At 33.9% G+C, this 17,140-nt stretch carries 14 protein-coding genes and 2 tRNA genes; 8 read left to right on the top strand and 8 right to left on the bottom strand.

Features of this window, described 5'->3' with window-relative positions:
- Positions 1–103 precede the first annotated feature (103 nt).
- On the top strand, positions 104–778 hold the full coding sequence (locus ACFQ1Q_RS03415) for an ATP-dependent Clp protease proteolytic subunit (RefSeq protein ID WP_386127995.1): 675 nt from the start codon (positions 104–106) through the stop codon (positions 776–778).
- Between the two features lie 132 nt (positions 779–910).
- Positions 911–2,143, top strand: a complete 1,233-nt coding sequence (clpX, locus tag ACFQ1Q_RS03410; RefSeq protein ID WP_386127993.1) for an ATP-dependent Clp protease ATP-binding subunit ClpX — start codon at positions 911–913, stop codon at positions 2,141–2,143.
- A 68-nt stretch (positions 2,144–2,211) separates the two neighbouring features.
- Here the strand turns inward: clpX and ACFQ1Q_RS03405 are convergent, their stop codons facing one another.
- Positions 2,212–3,726, bottom strand: coding sequence for a GH3 auxin-responsive promoter family protein (locus tag ACFQ1Q_RS03405; protein ID WP_386127991.1), 1,515 nt, complete (start codon positions 3,724–3,726; stop codon positions 2,212–2,214).
- A gap of 80 nt (positions 3,727–3,806) precedes the next feature.
- Here ACFQ1Q_RS03405 and ACFQ1Q_RS03400 point away from each other — a divergent pair, with 80 nt between their 5' ends.
- Positions 3,807–4,598, top strand: a complete 792-nt coding sequence (locus tag ACFQ1Q_RS03400; protein WP_386127989.1) for a DUF2797 domain-containing protein — start codon at positions 3,807–3,809, stop codon at positions 4,596–4,598.
- A 46-nt stretch (positions 4,599–4,644) separates the two neighbouring features.
- On the opposite strand, the gene ACFQ1Q_RS03395 is transcribed toward ACFQ1Q_RS03400, so the two are convergent.
- The 5 genes from ACFQ1Q_RS03395 to ACFQ1Q_RS03375 all read right to left on the bottom strand — a co-directional run bounded on the left by ACFQ1Q_RS03395 (position 4,645) and on the right by ACFQ1Q_RS03375 (position 11,004).
- Entirely contained in the window at positions 4,645–6,003 is a 1,359-nt protein-coding gene (locus tag ACFQ1Q_RS03395; protein WP_386127987.1) for a TrkH family potassium uptake protein, read from the bottom strand.
- A gap of 290 nt (positions 6,004–6,293) precedes the next feature.
- Positions 6,294–6,488 carry a 30S ribosomal protein S21 gene (gene rpsU / locus ACFQ1Q_RS03390; protein ID WP_386060435.1) on the bottom strand — a complete coding sequence of 65 codons (195 nt, stop codon included), beginning with the start codon at positions 6,486–6,488 and terminating at the stop codon, positions 6,294–6,296.
- A 104-nt stretch (positions 6,489–6,592) separates the two neighbouring features.
- Positions 6,593–7,456 (bottom strand): sigma-70 family RNA polymerase sigma factor, encoded by an 864-nt coding sequence (locus tag ACFQ1Q_RS03385; protein ID WP_386127985.1) that lies wholly within the window; start codon positions 7,454–7,456, stop codon positions 6,593–6,595.
- A 105-nt stretch (positions 7,457–7,561) separates the two neighbouring features.
- Positions 7,562–10,192 carry an AsmA-like C-terminal region-containing protein gene (locus tag ACFQ1Q_RS03380; RefSeq protein WP_386127983.1) on the bottom strand — a complete coding sequence of 877 codons (2,631 nt, stop codon included), beginning with the start codon at positions 10,190–10,192 and terminating at the stop codon, positions 7,562–7,564.
- A gap of 107 nt (positions 10,193–10,299) precedes the next feature.
- Positions 10,300–11,004, bottom strand: coding sequence for a queuosine precursor transporter (locus tag ACFQ1Q_RS03375; RefSeq protein WP_386127981.1), 705 nt, complete (start codon positions 11,002–11,004; stop codon positions 10,300–10,302).
- A gap of 71 nt (positions 11,005–11,075) precedes the next feature.
- Between ACFQ1Q_RS03375 and folK the strand changes: the two genes are divergently transcribed.
- Positions 11,076–12,209 (top strand): 2-amino-4-hydroxy-6-hydroxymethyldihydropteridine diphosphokinase, encoded by a 1,134-nt coding sequence (gene folK / locus ACFQ1Q_RS03370; RefSeq protein WP_386127979.1) that lies wholly within the window; start codon positions 11,076–11,078, stop codon positions 12,207–12,209.
- Complete coding sequence (locus ACFQ1Q_RS03365) at positions 12,196–12,678, top strand: GyrI-like domain-containing protein (RefSeq protein WP_386127977.1); 483 nt, start codon at positions 12,196–12,198, stop codon at positions 12,676–12,678. Before folK ends, ACFQ1Q_RS03365 begins: the two co-directional genes overlap by 14 nt.
- Before the next feature lie 56 nt (positions 12,679–12,734).
- Here the strand turns inward: ACFQ1Q_RS03365 and ACFQ1Q_RS03360 are convergent, their stop codons facing one another.
- Positions 12,735–13,349: a class I SAM-dependent methyltransferase gene (locus ACFQ1Q_RS03360; RefSeq protein WP_386130143.1), complete on the bottom strand. Its 615-nt coding sequence runs from the start codon at positions 13,347–13,349 to the stop codon at positions 12,735–12,737.
- 105 nt (positions 13,350–13,454) lie between these two features.
- Positions 13,455–13,994 carry an RNA methyltransferase gene (locus ACFQ1Q_RS03355; RefSeq protein WP_386127975.1) on the bottom strand — a complete coding sequence of 180 codons (540 nt, stop codon included), beginning with the start codon at positions 13,992–13,994 and terminating at the stop codon, positions 13,455–13,457.
- 109 nt (positions 13,995–14,103) lie between these two features.
- Here ACFQ1Q_RS03355 and mutS point away from each other — a divergent pair, with 109 nt between their 5' ends.
- From mutS to ACFQ1Q_RS03340, 3 genes are all read left to right on the top strand, one after another.
- Positions 14,104–16,716: a DNA mismatch repair protein MutS gene (mutS, locus tag ACFQ1Q_RS03350; protein ID WP_386127973.1), complete on the top strand. Its 2,613-nt coding sequence runs from the start codon at positions 14,104–14,106 to the stop codon at positions 16,714–16,716.
- A 93-nt stretch (positions 16,717–16,809) separates the two neighbouring features.
- Positions 16,810–16,881 (top strand) — tRNA-Gly (locus tag ACFQ1Q_RS03345).
- 44 nt (positions 16,882–16,925) lie between these two features.
- Positions 16,926–17,012 (top strand) — tRNA-Leu (locus ACFQ1Q_RS03340).
- Positions 17,013–17,140: the final 128 nt, after the last annotated feature.

Below are 17,140 nucleotides of genomic sequence, written 5' to 3'. Positions count from 1 at the left end.
TTCAAAATTTTGTTACCCAGAAATTGAATCTGGGTCTCTTATATTAAATAGGCAAGATGATTAAAGAACAATAAAAGTATTAATTCAAAGACAAGATTAGAATATGAACTACGGAAAAGAATTCGAAAAGTTTGCAACCCAAGACCAAGGTGTAAATCCTAATTATTATAGCAAAATCATGCAAAGCATGTATCCAACTAATTTAACGCCAAATATTATTGAAGAGCGTCAAATGAATGCTGTGGCAATGGATGTGTTTTCGCGTTTAATGATGGACCGTATTATATTTTTAGGTACTGGCGTTAATGACCAAGTTGCAAATATTATTCAAGCGCAATTACTCTTTTTACAGAGTGTAGATGCGTCGAAAGATATTCAGATTTATATCAATTCTCCTGGAGGTTCGGTCTATGCAGGTTTAGGTATTTATGATACTATGCAGTTTGTAAAACCAGATGTAGCTACAATTTGTACAGGTATTGCAGCATCTATGGCAGCCGTATTGTTATGTGCAGGTGAAAAAGGAAAACGTTCTGCATTAAAACACTCAAGAGTGATGATTCATCAGCCAATGAGTGGTACGCAAGGTCAAGTAAAAGATATGGAGATTGCTGTAAAAGAAACGCTCAAGGTAAAAGAAGAATTATACAACATCATTGCCAGTCATTCAGGAAATAGCTACGAGAAAGTTGAAAAAGATTCTGACCGTGACTATTGGATGAAGTCTGATGAAGCTTTAGAGTACGGAATGATTGACGAAGTGTTAGGTAGAAAGTAAATGTGTTTTCTTTCGACAAATAATTAAACTTCGGTTTTAAAATTTAATTCGAAAGATATTTTAAAGATTATAAAATTATGGTTGAAAGTATAAAGGCTTCAAGCTAAAAACCTTCAACTTCAAACTTAAATAATGGCAAAGGAAGAATTAGAATGTAGTTTTTGTGGACGAAAAAAGCCAGAAACAAATTTATTAATTGCTGGTTTAGATGCACATATTTGCGATAGATGTATCACGCAAGCCAATGGTATTGTTATAGAAGAGTCCAAGCAAGGAACAAACGCTGAGTTGAGTGCCGAATTGATGTTAAAAAAGCCAAAAGAAATAAAAGCTTTTTTAGACCAATACATTATTGGACAAGAATATACCAAACGCGTAATGTCTGTAGCGGTTTATAATCATTATAAGCGTTTATTACAACCACCAACTGATGATGATATTGAGATTCAGAAGAGTAACATTATCATGGTTGGGCAAACAGGGACAGGTAAGACATTGATGGCAAAAACAGTAGCACGTATGCTCAACGTGCCTTTAGCTATTGTCGATGCAACTGTTTTAACAGAAGCAGGTTATGTTGGTGAAGACGTTGAAAGTATCCTGACAAGACTTTTGCAAGCAGCAGATTACAATCTTGAGAAAGCCGAAAAAGGTATCGTTTTTATTGACGAAATTGATAAAATTGCTCGAAAAGGCGATAATCCATCTATTACAAGAGATGTTTCTGGTGAAGGTGTGCAACAAGCTTTATTGAAATTACTTGAAGGTACCGTTGTAAATGTTCCGCCAAAAGGTGGTCGTAAGCATCCAGACCAAAAATTTATTGAAGTAAACACCGAGCATATTTTATTTATAGCTGGTGGTGCTTTTGATGGGATTGAGCGTGTTATTACAAAGCGTTTAAATATGCAAGCCATTGGTTATAGTTCTATAAATTCTGATGATAATATAGACAACAGCAATATTTTACAATACATTATACCAAAAGATTTAAAAGATTTTGGACTGATACCAGAAATTATTGGTCGTTTACCAGTTTTAACGCATATGGATCCATTAGATGCAAAAACGCTAAGAGCTATTTTAACGGAGCCAAAAAATGCGATAGTAAAACAATATAAAAAGTTGTTTGAAATGGATGATATCGACTTAAGTATCACAGACGACGCTTTAGAATTTATTGTAGAAAAGGCAATTGAGTACAAATTAGGTGCACGAGGTTTACGCTCACTTTGTGAGGAAATATTAACCGATGCTATGTTTCATTTGCCAGGCTCAGATGATAAAAAATTAGAAGTCACAAAATCTTACGCTGAAGATAAATTGTCTAAATCTACTTTAAAGAAGTTAAAGGCAGTGTCTTAGATTTGAAAGCGATAATAAAATTAAAAACCCATAAAGAAATTTATGGGTTTTTTGTTCTTGTGGTAAATTCAACTATTCAAACTCAACAACTCATCCAAATAATCTCTTGAGTTAGATAATCTTGGTACTTTATGTTGGCCACCCAACTTATCATTCTGTTTTAACCAATCGTAAAACAAATTTGGTCGCGCTTGATGAATTGTTGGTTGGTTTAACGTCATATTATTGTAACGTTTGGCTTCGTAATCAGAATTAAGAGATTGTAAGGCATTGTCAAAAGCTTCAGAAAATTGATTAAAATTTTCAGGTGCTTTTTTAAATTCTATCAGCCATTCGTGTGCGCCCTTTTCTTTACCTTGCATAAAAATGGGTGCAGCTGTATAATCTACAATCTCAGCTCCAGTGAGTTTGCAAACTTTCTTAAGTGCGTCTTCGGCGTTTTCAATAATTAGCTCTTCGCCAAAAGCGTTAATATGATGTTTGGTACGACCAGAAACTTTAATTCGGTATGGATTTAAGCTTACAAAACGCACCGTATCGCCAATCTTGTAACGCCATAAACCAGAATTTGTGGTTATAATTACTGCGTAATTTTTATTAAGTTCTACTTCGCTTAGCGGAATTACTTTTTGACTTTCACTTCCGTAAGTATCCATTGGTATAAATTCATAGAAAATACCGTAGTCGAGCATCAATAATAAGTCGCCACTATTGTTTTGGTCTTGAATGGCAAAAAAACCTTCGGATGCATTATATATTTCGTAGAATTTAAATGATGGCTTTGGTAAAATGGCGCGATACTGTTCTATATAAGGATTAAAACTTACTCCACCATGAAAGTAAACTTCCAGATTCGGCCAAATTTCAAATAAATTATCTTTTCCTGTTTGGTCGAGAATATTGTTAAGTAACACCAACATCCAAGATGGCACACCAGCTAAACTTGTTACCTTCTCGTTTATTGTTTCGTCAACAATGGCTTTCATTTTGGTTTCCCATTCGCTCATTAAAGACACTTTACTGCTTGGTGTACTACTGAATTCTGCCCAAAATGGCATATTATCAATTAAAATAGCAGATAAATCGCCGAAAACTGTTCCGTTTTCTTCGTATAATTCTTTGCTTCCGCCGAGTCTTAAACTTTTCCCCGTAAATAATTGCGATTCTGGATTATTATTTAAATACATGCATAATAAATCCTTACTCGCGGCGTAGTGGCAATCTTCTAAGGCCGATGTACTCACGGGAATAAACTTACTTTTTGCGCTTGTTGTTCCGCTAGACTTTGCAAACCATTTTATAGGTTCAGGCCAAAAAATATTATGCTCACCTCGACGAGCACGTTCAATTTGTGGTTGCACAGCTTCGTAATTTACAACAGGTAAACGCTCATTAAATTCTCGATAAGATTTTATAGATGCAAAGTCGTATTGTTTTCCTACTTCAGTATTTTTTGCCATTTTTAATAAAGAAAAAAGTAGCTCATTCTGTACCTCGTGTGGGTATTTTAAAAATAACTCAATCTGATGAAATCGTTTTTTTAAAAACCACGAAGCAATAGAATTTACAATAGGAATTGGCATGGATTAGTTATCTTTAACCGTTAAATGGCGTTAGCTAAAAGTTGGTTGCTTTTACTTGCTAAAATTAATAAAAATATATTATGATTTACACGGGTGTACTTACCAAAATGCAAACCGAATTTCAAGACCCAATTCAGTATTATTTGGTGTTTAAAAATGATTTCATTCATGTTAACCAAATGATAGATAAAGACATAAGCTTAAAGTTTGTAGGCGAAGAGTGCCTTAACTGCCATTTAAACAAAGAAATTTACCGTCAAGGGTTTTGTAAAAGTTGCTTTTTTGATATGCCAAATGCAGGAGATTGGATTATGCGACCAGAGTTAAGTACTGCGCATTTAGGTAAAGAAGATCGTGATTTAGAATACGAAAAAAAGGTGCAACTGCAACCGCATATTGTTTATTTGGCAAACTCAAGCAACGTAAAAGTTGGTGTAACCAGAAAAACTCAAGTGCCAACACGTTGGATAGACCAAGGAGCTCACGAAGCCATTGAAATTGTTGAGGTGCCCAACCGTTATTTGGCTGGCATTACAGAAGTTGCACTCAAAGATTACGTAGCCGATAAAACCAACTGGCGCAAAATGTTGAAGAACGATATAGAAGATGAAAATCTTAAAGAATGGCGCGAAAAACTAAAATTGTACATTCCTGCGGAAGCTTTGGATTATTATATTGAAAGTAATGAAGAAACACATCTGCATTTTCCTGTTAACCAATATCCTGAAAAACCAAAAAGTTTAAACTTAAAAAAAGATGGGCAATACAGCGGAAAATTAGTAGGTATAAAAGGGCAGTATTTTATTTTTGAAGATAATACGGTTTTTAATATTAGAGCCAATGAAGGTTTAGTCGTTGAACTTTCTGTTTAAATTAGTTTCCTTCGTTGTATTCAAGATAAGGTGTAAATTATTTTTTCTAAACTGCAATATCATCTTCTAGATAAGTTTCTTCACCTTCTTTAGAAGCTTGTTTAGACCAAATAGCTAAGCCAAACGTCAACACACCTAAGCGACCAATAAACATCAATAGTATTATTACAATCTTACCAATAGAGGATAAATCGCCAGTAATTCCCATGCTGAGACCAACGGTTCCTAGTGCAGAAGCCACTTCAAAAATTATACTTTCAAGATTAAACCCTTCTGTAAAAGTGAGGATAAAAACGCCTAAAAATATAATTGAAGTGTAAAATATAAATGATGAGGTAGCAATATATAAACGCTCAAACGGAATTTTTCTTCCAAAGAATGTAATGCGCTTGCTACCACGTAATCTGCTTTTCATAATTGCCAATACAGCGGTAAGCGTTGTAATTTTCATACCACCTGCAGTACCAGATGGAGATGCACCAATGTACATTAAGAATACTGTAGCTACTAGCATAGGCATTGCAAAAGCACCAAAATCAACGGTATTAAAACCAACTGTTGTCATAGCTGTCATGGCTTGAAAAAACGCAGCATAACTTCGCGAAGCACCATCTAAGCTAGCTACCGTTGGCTCAAAGAAGTAGAAAAACGAGAATCCGAAAGACAATAATATTAAAAACCCGACCAATATAATTTTAGTGGTAAAACTCAGTTTATGTTTTTTGTTTTTAAACCAAAGCACAAAATCGGTAACTACAATAAAACCTAATGAGCCACAAATGGCTAAAAATGAAATTATAAAATTTATAAAGCCATCATCTACATACTCTGTAAATCCTGAATTGAATAGACTAAAACCAGCAGTACAAAAAGCACTGATACTGTGAAAAAGGGCATTCCAGAGTGCTTCGCCAGTTGCCATTCCATTCATCTTAAAAGCAATAAAAAATAAAATGGTACCGATAATTTCCATGATTAAAGTAAATAGAATCACAGATTTTAAAAAGTCTTTAATTTTTATGGTTACGGGTAAGGTAAATTCAGAACTTAAAATGCTTTTATGCCAGCGTGTTATACGTCGTGTGGTGGATAACAACATAAAAGTGGTAAAGGTTAAATAACCAATACCACCAATTTGAAACAATAACATCACTATAAATTGACCGCCCATATTATACGTGTCAAACACACTAATGGTGACTAATCCAGTTGTTGAAACCGCGGAAGTCGCTATAAAAATATTGTCTAAAATTGAAGGTGAAGTTTTTTGCAGAAATGGTAAACTCAGTAAAAAAGAACCGACAAGTATGTAAGTTAAAAATCCGTAAAATAAATTTTGTTGTGGCGTTCGCCCAATTTGAATTCTTAAATATCTATTACTAATTCTTTTTAGAAGATTTGCCATTGAAGTAGAGTTGGTTGATAAATAAACAATGTAAAATTAATCAAAAATAAGGGGCAGTAAATAAAACTATTTAGATGAGTTAAATAAAAAGTCTTTTCTCGTAAAACTCAAAAATAATATTATCAACTCTTGAGAAAATTCAAAATTTTTATATAAAAAATAAGTGGATGGTAAAGTTTAAAAATTATACTCATAGAAATGCATCCCAATTTTTTTTAAAGCTAATTTAATTTTTGGGCATAAAAAAAGCGACCAGATTTGGTCGCTTTTATATTTATATATCAAAAAAATTAAACGTTTTCAGCGTCTCTTAAACTCTGAATGTATTCAGCTTTTTGAATTTCGCGTCTTCTTTTTACTGAAGGTTTAGTAAAATAACGAGACTCTCTAAGATTCTGCATAATCTGCACGTTTCTGTGCTTACGCTTGTAACGCTTAAGAGCTCTTTCTATGTTTTCGCCTTCTTTGATTTCTATCTTAATCATATCTTGTAATATTGTATTGTCTATTTTACTAAAGAGTGTGCAAAGATAATACAATTTTTAAATTATCTAATTTTTTTGAATATTTTTTGTTCAAAACTACAGTATTATCCTAAATAGGTTCTTAGTACTTTGTTTTTGCTCGTTTTACGTAGTCTTCTAATGCCTTTTTCTCTTATTTGACGAATACGTTCTCTGGTCAAATCAAAAATTTGTCCTATTTCTTCTAAGGTCATAGGGTGTTTTTCTCCAATACCGTAGCTTAATTTTATAACTTGACTTTCTTTTTCTGGTAGTGTGCTCAAAGCACGCTCAATCTCTGTGTTTAGAGATTCTGCCATTAAATTTTTATCTGGCTGAGGCGATTCTTTTTGAGACATTACATCGTACAAACTAAAATCTTCTTCTTGTCCAAGCGGCGCATCCATTGATAAATGACGCCCAGAATTTTTCATAGAGCTTTTTACTTCTCTAACGCTAACATCTAGTTCTCTAGCAATTTCTTCAGCATTTGGTGGTCTTTGATGGAGTTGTTCTAAATATGCAAATGCTTTACGCATTTTATTAATTGTCCCAATTTTATTTACCGGTAATCTTACGATACGAGATTGTTCGGCTAATGCTTGCAATATAGATTGTCTAATCCACCAAACAGCATACGAGATGAATTTAAAACCACGTGTTTCATCAAAGCGTTTGGCAGCTTTCACTAAACCGGCATTACCTTCGTTGATTAAATCGGTTAATTTTAAACCTTGGTTTTGGTATTGTTTTGCTACAGAAACCACAAACCTTAAGTTAGCTTTTGTTAACTTATCTAAGGCTTCTTGACTACCACTTCTAATTTTTTGTGCAAGTTCTACTTCCTCATCTGCTGTAATCATTGGAAGTTTACTTATATCGTTTAAGTATTTGTCTAATGATTTGTCTTGTCTGTTTGTTACTTGCTTGGTAATCTTTAATTGCCTCATAGTTTGTTTTTAGAATTATACGTTCTAATAACATAACGCAATTATTGAGAAATCCAAAAAATTGGCACTTTTTAACGATTTTAAATCAAAATTAGACTGAAATCATCAGTTTTTGGTCGAATCTTTGTCTTTTTTACGATTTTTTAGAATTCCGCCTAAAATATTTTTCACACCTTCTTTAACGTTGTTTTTTGGATTTGTTTTGGTTGAATCAACTTTTGTAGAATCTATAGTTGGTGTCTTATCTTTTCCGCCCAAAATATTATCTAATAGGCCCGAAACTTTATCAGTGCCTTTATCAATTAATTTTTGCTTCTGAATTTCCACCAATTGTGCTGTTAAATTTTTTACACCGCTTGTAAGGTCTGTTGACACATTAGGGCTCGCAAACGTTCCTGTTACATTAGCAGTAACAGGAATTGAAATCTTATTCACTTCAGTATCATTTATCTTTCCTATTAAACGATTAACATCACTTCCTAAATATTTTGCAGGCACTTGCAGGGTTAAATTGTAATTTACCGTGTTCGAAAAGCTATGTGATCCTGATATTTCAATAGGTATATCTTTATAATTTATAGTAAATGGCTTTACGTCTACTTGTCCATTATTAAAGCTCAGTCTTGTTTTTAAATCTTTTAAATCAAGCTTACTAAAATCTATAAAATCGAGTTTACTATCTAAGCCCTGAAGGATTTTGCTTTGCGATTCAGAAATATTTATAGTGGCCAATTCTGCCAAAGCATTACCAGCAATTGTGCTTAAATCTGGAGAAAAACTTTCGTCTAGCAACCCGTTTAACGTAATACTGCTAGTTAATTTACCTTGCAATACTTTTGCAATTGGAGCAATGGCTTTAAGCATTTCTAACTCCTCAAAAGATTGAGCAATATCAAATTGATTAATTGCCAAAACCATATCAAATTTCGGTTTGTCTTCTGCGGTAGAAATATTACCAGACAACCCTAACTTACCATTAAAAACATCGGTGGTCATATCTGCTAAATTGGCAATCTGGTTTCTTATTAGAAGTTTTCCTGTTACATTTTTTAGATTCAAATTGTCATAAACTACAGTGTTTGCTTTTGCTGTAATTGTAGCATCTAGAAATTCAGGAATTTTTAGTGATGTGCCTTTTGATGTTGTTTTGTTAGAAGTTGAAGCAGCAGCTTCATCTTCAACCATAAAATCTGCAACTTTGAATTTATTTGAAAAAACGTTGAAATTTCCTGTCAGTTTTTTATCACTCAGAAGAAAGCCTAAAAGATTATTGATTGTTCCTGTGGCGGAAATATCACTTTCGCCAGTCAATGCATCAAACTTTTGGAGTGTTACTGTACCTGGATTAAAACTTAAATTTGCAATATTAATCTGAAGTGGATTTACAATGTCTTCAGACGAGAATATAAAATTTTCAATTGAAACGTTTCCAGTGTTTTTGATGCGTTGATACGCGTTGGTTTCAATCGCATTCATATCAAAAGCAGTATTTAGCTTTCCTTTTAAAATTCCACTTAGTTCATTTTCTAATTCAACAGGATAAGCCTTTGTTAGATTGGCAAGGTTAAGTACGCCATCTAAGTTGGCATCGACATAAATATTTTTGGTTAAATTTTTAATATGCGCTTCAGACCTAAATACGTCTTGGTCTATTTTAAAATTGAGTGTGTTAATGTCAATGTACGTATCGTCAAGATTTCCAGTAGTATTTATTACGGATGCATCAATAATTATATTATCAACTTTTTTAGGTAAGTCTGGATATTTAAATGACGCGTTATTAGAGTTGATTTTAAAATCCAACGTTGGAATGGTTTCGTCTGAAACCAAACCTTTAATTTTTCCATTTAAGGTAAAATCTCCCGTTGTGTTTACGTTTTCAATATTTTTAGCATACGTTTTAGGGATAATTGCCAAAAAGGATTTAAATGAAGATTCAGGATTTTTGAACGTTAAATCTATGTTTTGTCCTTTTTCAACTTGCTGAATATAACCTTGAAATTCAATAGGTAGTTGATTTATAAAACCTTTGTTTTCTTTGAAGGTGTATTTGCTTTGCTCCAGGTCCAAATCTATAAGTGCATCTAATTTTATACTGTTGTTGCTTAAATACTCTATATTGTCAATAGAGAGCGTAATATTGGCTTCGGATTCAGTATCTAACTCGGATGTTCCGCCAGAAAAAATTCCGTTTCCAGTATGGTTAATTTCAGTGACATAAACATTGGTATTTGTACCTTCATCGATATATGTTAGTGCACCTTTATTAATTTCGTAATGTTCTATATCAAAGCTAAAAGCGTTGGCTTCACTATTACCTTCTGTTACTTCTGAGGGTTTTACAATATCGTAATTAACATTACCCGAGGCATTGGTTTTTAAGGTCAATAAAAGTTCGTCTGCAATAATTTCATTAACAGTTAATGGCTCGTTGGCGTCATTAAATAGCTCGGCTAAAGGCATCTCAAATGAAATGTTTTTAGCCAATGCGAGAGTCTCATCTTCAAAAGGCGCTAAGGTTTCAATTTTAAGGCCTTTAACAGATACTTTTGCTTGTGGAAAACTAGAAATTAAACTTAGGTTAACATCATCAAAACTCAATTTTGCATTAAGATTTTCGTCAGCATAATTTTGTACAATCGCATCTATTTTAGATTCTAAAAAAAACGGAACACTAATAAGTATTACGAGAAATATGGCAACTAAAATGCCAAGTATTTTGAATATTTTTTTCATTTTATTTTTTGATTTGATATCAGTAGCTATAGTATAGTACGAAAAATTAGCACCAATACGCTATTTGCACCACAAGATTAGGAAGAATTTAGGATTTGTTTTTGCGCTTATGCGAGATTTATTTCCTCATTAACGCTAAGTTTAAAACGCTTGCGGAAGAGATACACTCCTAAATATAAAAATGGTGTATCTAAAAAGGCAACAAGTACTTTAAATAAAAACCCGCTAATAAGTAAACCTTGAAAGCTCGACCATGGTAAAACCTTAAAATAACAAAGCAAGGTGATTATTGATAAGGTATCTACAAACTGCGAGAGCCACGTGCTAAAATTATTACGCAACCACAAATGTTTGCCTTTGGTAAGATTTTTCCAGAAGTGGTAAATTTTAATATCTATAAACTGTGCAAAGAGGTAAGCAAACATACTTGAACCAACAGCTACAATTGTTTTGCTAAAAACGTTATTAAAGGTACTGTCGTTGAGCGGTGATTTTTCTAAAGCGGGTACATAGTCGGCCACTAAAATAATACCTACAGAAAAAAGTGAAGCAAAAATTCCAGCAACTACAACATCATTAGCTCGCTTTTTTCCGTAAATCTCACTAATTAAATCTGTAATTAAAAAGGTAATGGGATACGGTAAAATTCCAACAGAAATCTCAAATAATTTCGACCCAAAAATTTCAATATCTACAGGATACCAGTAAAAAAACTTCTGAAAAATTAGATTTGAAACTACCAATGAGGTAATAAATAAGGCACCTAAAAAAAGGTAGATGCGTTGTGCAAGAAGCTTGTCTTTTAACTGCATTAAAAATCGTTAATAAATAGTTGAAGTAAAGATAATCTTTTCATATTTCTTTTAGTTATTTTGGGCATTCAATGAAACCATTAAAATTAGTTTATATAGCGCTCGGCAGCAACAAAGGCAATAGGTTAGAGTACCTGCAAACTGCTGTGAATGCTATTTTTAAGCGTGTTGGTGCGGTAAAAAAACTATCAAAAGTCTATGAGACACCCGCTTTAGGATTTAATGGTGATGCCTTTTATAATGCGTGTATACTTGTAGAAACAGAGCTAAAACCAAAATCGCTTTTAAAGGTTTTACAAACTATCGAAAAGGATTTAGGACGAAACAAAAAAACTACAAGTGGTTATCAATCTAGAGAGATAGATTTAGATATTTTGTTTTACGAGGATGTGATTATTGATGATAAAAGTCTAGTAATACCACATCCCGAAATTCAGAATAGAAAATTTGTACTTCAGCCATTATTAGATATTCTTAAAGATTTTGAACATCCCGTATTAAATCAGAAGCTTGAAGTAATTTTTGAACATTGCGAAGATAAATCTGAAATTGAATCTGTAAACATTTGGCTAAAAAATCCAAGAAAATCTTACACATTTGGCAATTATAATTATATAGCTATTGAGGGAAATATTGGTGCTGGAAAAACAAGTTTGGCTAATAAAATTTCAAACGATTTTAATGCAAAATTAATTTTAGAACGTTTTGCAGATAACCCATTCTTGCCCAAATTTTACAAAGAACCAGAACGATACGCCTTTACCTTAGAAATGTCTTTTTTGGCGGATAGGTATCAGCAAATAAGTGACGATTTATCGCAGCTCGATTTATTTAAAGATTTTATGGTGAGTGATTATGATGTGAACAAATCACTCATTTTCTCCAAAGTAACGTTGCCAGAAGACGAGTTTCGCTTATACCGAAAATTATTTTATCAAGTATATAAGGATATTGCTAAGCCAGATTTGTACGTCTATCTCTACCAGAATACCGAAAGACTTCAAAAAAACATAAAAAAACGCGGACGTAAATACGAGAGCGATATTAAAGACGAATACCTTGAGAAAATTAATTCTGGATACTTAGAATTCTTGAAATCTCAAACAGATTTAAACGTAAAAATCATTGATATTTCTGAACGTGATTTTGTAAAAAATCGTGAAGATTATTTATGGATTTTAAATCAGATAAATGATGAAGCATAGAATAGTTAAATCTGAAGATATTTTTGTTGTTGGTCTAAGTGCTGAAGCTAATTTTCAAAACATCAGTCGGGTAACCCCGCAATTGGCCAAACAATTTATGCCAAGATTAGGAGAAATTTCTAATAGAAAAGACGATTACACGTTATCACTTCAGAATTATAAACACTTCGATTTTTCAAAATTCAACCCAACCGAAACGTTTGAAAAATGGATTGGTGTTGAAGTATTGCATTTAGATGATGTGCCACAAGGCATGCAAAGTTTAACAATAAACGTAGGAAACTATTTAGTGATTGACTTTAAAGGGTCGATTCCTGATTTTATAAAACACTGGAAATACATCCATTCCACTTGGTTACCAAATTCTGAATTTGAGCTAGATAATCGACCACATTTTGAGCGTTTACCACCGAGTTACAGTCCGATGAATGAAGTGAATGCCGAAGAGATTTGGATTCCGATTAAGTAATATTGTCATTCTGAACTGTTCCACTGAGCTCGGTCGAAGTGTGTTTCAGAATCTCATCAAAGAATAAAAAGCGTAGTCACAATCCGACCATCCTTTTCACTCAAAACAACTTCATTCAAAACCTTGCTAGATTTAACCTTGAAATTAAAAGGCTCTGCCAAAATATCAACGCCACTATGTTGTTTTAGTCTGATGCCTTGACTAGCAATTTTATCTTTGTTTGGAATAAAATTACCAATAGGAATATGCTCCGTTAAGATGATGTACTTAAAGTTTGAAAGCTTAATTAAAATATTCTGAATTTCAGTATTAGATAAATGCTGGAGCACTTGTCGCAGAATGATACAATCTGCTTTTGGTAAGTCGTCTTTAGAAATATCAAGGCAATGAAATTCTAAGTTTTCAGCTTTAAAAAGTTGTTTGTTTCGTTCAATTAATTCGTCAACAATGTCAATGGCAAAATAGTGTTTGGAGTAATTAACCAAATGACATCCAATATTAAAATCACCACAACCCAAATCGCAAACGGTCAATTTTTTGTCATGAGATTTTAAAAAATTGAGAACCGTTTCGATATAAGGTTTGGTAATTTGTTCCTCATGAGAACCTTCACCAGAATAGAAATCAGAACCATCAGTTCCCCAAAGCTGCTGCTTGTAGATTTGCTGCATTACGGCTTTTGTTGGCCAAGGTTTCTTCGGACGATTCAAAGTTTATAATTTAATATTCAATATATTAATGAGAATAGCGGAGCAAAGTCTTCCCTTTGGGAAGATTTAGATGAGCTGTTTTTTTAATTTCGAAAACACATCCCAAACCACGACACCACAACTCACCGAAATATTCAAAGAATGCTTGGTGCCAAATTGTGGAATTTCAATAACTACATCACTCACGTCTACAACATTTTGTGCTACGCCTTTAACTTCGTTGCCAAAAACAAAAGCATATTTGGTTTCTGGTTGAGGTGAAAAATCGTTGAGCATTGTGGCGTTTTCGGCTTGCTCAATAGAACAGATTTTTACGTTATTTTCTTTTAGTTTTTCAATAACATCCATGGTGTTTTTGGCATATTTCCAATCTACGGTTTCGGTGCTGCCGAGCGCGGTTTTACGAATATCGTTATGTGGCGGTTTTGCTGTGATGCCGCAGAGATAGATTTTTTCAATCAAAAAAGCATCACTTGTTCTAAATACCGAGCCGATGTTATTTAGACTTCGGATGTTGTCAAGAACTATAATTATGGGCGACTTTTCAGCTTGTTTAAATTCTGAAACATCCAATCGGTCTAATTCGCTATTTTTTAGTTTTCTCATGTTGAAATCTTGGCATTTTTGTAGATAACTTATCGGTTTCAAGCTTTATAAAACTAAGCTATTTAGCTACATTAGCAATCTTACAATTAAAGCAAAAATAAACAATCCATTGGCTAAAAAGGCAAAAAAAGAAACACCGTTAATGAAGCAGTACAATGCCATAAAGGCAAAGTATCCTGATGCTTTATTGCTGTTTCGTGTTGGTGATTTCTACGAAACCTTTGGTAGTGATGCCGTAAAAGCATCTAAAATATTAGATATTATTTTAACCAAACGTGGCGCTGGTAGTGAGAGCGAAACGGAGCTGGCTGGCTTTCCGCATCATTCATTAAATACCTATTTGCCAAAATTGGTGAAAGCTGGCGAACGTGTGGCAATTTGCGACCAGCTCGAAGACCCAAAACAAACCAAAAAGATTGTAAAACGTGGTGTTACAGAATTGGTAACGCCAGGTGTTGCGCTTAATGATGATATTCTGCATTCAAAATCTAACAATTTTTTGTGTGCGGTACATTTTGATACAAAATATATCGGTGTTTCGTTTTTAGATGTATCTACAGGTGAGTTTTTAACCTCTCAAGGTAATGCCGAATATATAGATAAGTTACTTCAGAATTTCAGTCCGAGCGAAGTGCTGATTTCAAAAAAATGCAGAAAAGAATTTTCCGAAACTTTTGGAACTGATTTTCACACCTTTTATTTGGAAGATTGGGTATTTCAAGCTGATTATGCCAATGAAACCTTAACCAAACATTTCAACACAAAAACGCTCAAAGGTTTCGGGATTGAAGATTTATACGAAGGTATTATTGCTTCTGGTGTCGTTCTTCATTATTTAAGCGAAACACGACATAATAAATTAGAGCATATTGCCACGATTTCGAGAATCGCCACGGACGATTATGTATGGATGGACAAGTTTACCATCAGAAATTTGGAGCTATACCATTCTACCAATTACAATGCTGTAACACTTATTGATGTTATTGATAAGACGATTTCTGCAATGGGCGGACGCACGCTAAAACGTTGGTTAGCTTTGCCACTAAAGCAGGCTGATAAAATTAAGCAGCGTCACGAGGTTGTGCAATATTTGTTGGATAATGTGGCTGAACTTCAAAAGATTCAAAATCAGATAAAGCACATCGGTGATATTGAGCGTTTGATTTCGAAAATAGCAACGACTAAAGTGAGTCCGCGCGAGGTCATTCAGCTAAAAAATTCATTAGAAGCAATCGTTCCCATTAAATCTTTAGCTGAAAATTGCAAGAATGAAGCCTTAAGAATTCTCGGTGGAAATTTGAATAATTGCGATTTGCTTCGCGAAAAAATTAAGCAAACCCTTAACGAAGAAGCACCAGTTAACGTTTTAAAGGGTAATACAATTGCTGAAGGTTTTTCTGCAGAATTAGATGAGCTGCGAGGTTTATCAAAATCTGGGAAAGAATATCTCGATAATATGCTTCAGCGCGAAAGTGAGCGCACGGGAATTACATCTTTAAAAATAGCATCAAACAATGTGTTTGGCTATTACATTGAAGTCCGAAATTCGCATAAAGACAAAGTACCAGAAGAGTGGATTCGTAAGCAAACTTTGGTAAATGCCGAACGTTATATTACGGAAGAACTCAAAGAATACGAGGCTAAAATTTTGGGTGCGGAAGAACGTATCCTTGCCATCGAACAACAATTATTTTCAGACTTGGTACAATGGATGCATCAATATATTCTACAAGTGCAACAGAATGCGCAATTGATTGGACAACTCGATTGTTTATGTGGTTTTGCAAGTTTAGCAAAAGCCAATGACTATAACTATCCGCAAATTGAAGACAGTTTTGCTTTGGAGATAAAAGAAGGTCGTCATCCAGTCATAGAAAAGCAATTGCCATTGGGTGAAGCGTATATTGCCAACGACGTTTATCTCGATAGAGAATCACAACAAATTATCATGATTACTGGTCCAAACATGTCTGGTAAATCGGCAATTTTAAGACAAACGGCGTTGATTGTGTTGTTAGCTCAAATCGGGAGTTTTGTGCCAGCCAAAGAAGCGAAAATTGGTTTGGTCGATAAGATTTTTACGCGCGTTGGTGCCAGTGATAATATATCTATGGGTGAATCTACTTTTATGGTTGAAATGAATGAAACAGCATCTATTTTAAATAACATTTCGGACCGAAGCTTGGTGCTTCTCGATGAAATTGGTCGTGGTACAAGTACTTACGATGGTATTTCTATTGCTTGGGCAATTAGTGAATACCTGCACGAACATCCTGCAAAACCAAAAACTTTATTTGCTACGCATTATCACGAGCTTAATGAAATGACTGAGACATTTGGTCGCATCAAAAACTTTAATGTTGCTGTAAAGGAGTTAAAAGACAATGTACTTTTTGTGCGAAAGTTGGTTGAAGGCGGTAGCGAACATAGTTTTGGTATTCACGTGGCTAAAATGGCTGGTATGCCGCAGCAAGTGATTCGTCGAGCAAATAAGATTTTATCAAAACTAGAAAAATCTCACTCGAGCGAAGAGCTTACGGATAAAGTTAAATCACTTAAGGACGATTTACAACTCAGCTTTTTTAATTTAGACGACCCATTATTAGAAGAAATAAAAGACGAAATATTGCATACGGATATAGATACGTTGACGCCAGTAGAAGCTTTGATGAAGCTCAACGAAATAAAACGAATGTTGGTGAAGAAAAAGCAAGCCTAAAAAAAATTAATTTATTTTTGAAAAAGGCTTTGGATTTTTAATAAAAAGATTAAATTTGCATCCGCTTTTACAGCGAAAGTTCTTATAAAAATTGCGAAAGTAGCTCAGGGGTAGAGCATCACCTTGCCAAGGTGGAGGTCGTGGGTTCAAATCCCATCTTTCGCTCAGAAATAACATACCAAATTTGATTACAATTCCGTAATCAAGATGCTGAAGTGGTGGAATTGGTAGACACGTTGGACTTAAAATCCAATGACCATTAGGTCGTGCGGGTTCAAGTCCCGCCTTCAGTACCAACTGGGACAAATCATCATTATTTGATTTGTCCCTTTTTTTATGCCCTTCGGACACCCTATTAACACTGATAATTGTGTTTAAAAATGAATTTATATCAGCGGTTCGAACTCTATTTTCTTCAAATTTA

Origin of the sequence: Winogradskyella litorisediminis (assembly GCF_042675765.1) — a bacterium.
Taxonomy (GTDB): domain Bacteria; phylum Bacteroidota; class Bacteroidia; order Flavobacteriales; family Flavobacteriaceae; genus Winogradskyella; species Winogradskyella litorisediminis.
Note: the sequence above shows the minus strand (reverse complement) of the source record. Positions and strands in the feature narration are given on the sequence as shown.

Excerpts from the sequence above, each read along its gene's own strand:
- ACFQ1Q_RS03415 (WP_386127995.1), top strand. The coding sequence starts at position 104 with ATGAACTACGGAAAAGAATTCGAAAAGTTTGCAACCCAAGACCAAGGT.
- clpX (WP_386127993.1), top strand. The coding sequence starts at position 911 with ATGGCAAAGGAAGAATTAGAATGTAGTTTTTGTGGACGAAAAAAGCCA.
- ACFQ1Q_RS03405 (WP_386127991.1), bottom strand. The coding sequence starts at position 3,726 with ATGCCAATTCCTATTGTAAATTCTATTGCTTCGTGGTTTTTAAAAAAA.
- ACFQ1Q_RS03400 (WP_386127989.1), top strand. The coding sequence starts at position 3,807 with ATGATTTACACGGGTGTACTTACCAAAATGCAAACCGAATTTCAAGAC.
- ACFQ1Q_RS03395 (WP_386127987.1), bottom strand. The coding sequence starts at position 6,003 with ATGGCAAATCTTCTAAAAAGAATTAGTAATAGATATTTAAGAATTCAA.
- rpsU (WP_386060435.1), bottom strand. The coding sequence starts at position 6,488 with ATGATTAAGATAGAAATCAAAGAAGGCGAAAACATAGAAAGAGCTCTT.
- ACFQ1Q_RS03385 (WP_386127985.1), bottom strand. The coding sequence starts at position 7,456 with ATGAGGCAATTAAAGATTACCAAGCAAGTAACAAACAGACAAGACAAA.
- ACFQ1Q_RS03380 (WP_386127983.1), bottom strand. The coding sequence starts at position 10,192 with ATGAAAAAAATATTCAAAATACTTGGCATTTTAGTTGCCATATTTCTC.
- ACFQ1Q_RS03375 (WP_386127981.1), bottom strand. The coding sequence starts at position 11,004 with ATGCAGTTAAAAGACAAGCTTCTTGCACAACGCATCTACCTTTTTTTA.
- folK (WP_386127979.1), top strand. The coding sequence starts at position 11,076 with ATGAAACCATTAAAATTAGTTTATATAGCGCTCGGCAGCAACAAAGGC.
- ACFQ1Q_RS03365 (WP_386127977.1), top strand. The coding sequence starts at position 12,196 with ATGATGAAGCATAGAATAGTTAAATCTGAAGATATTTTTGTTGTTGGT.
- ACFQ1Q_RS03360 (WP_386130143.1), bottom strand. The coding sequence starts at position 13,349 with ATGCAGCAAATCTACAAGCAGCAGCTTTGGGGAACTGATGGTTCTGAT.
- ACFQ1Q_RS03355 (WP_386127975.1), bottom strand. The coding sequence starts at position 13,994 with ATGAGAAAACTAAAAAATAGCGAATTAGACCGATTGGATGTTTCAGAA.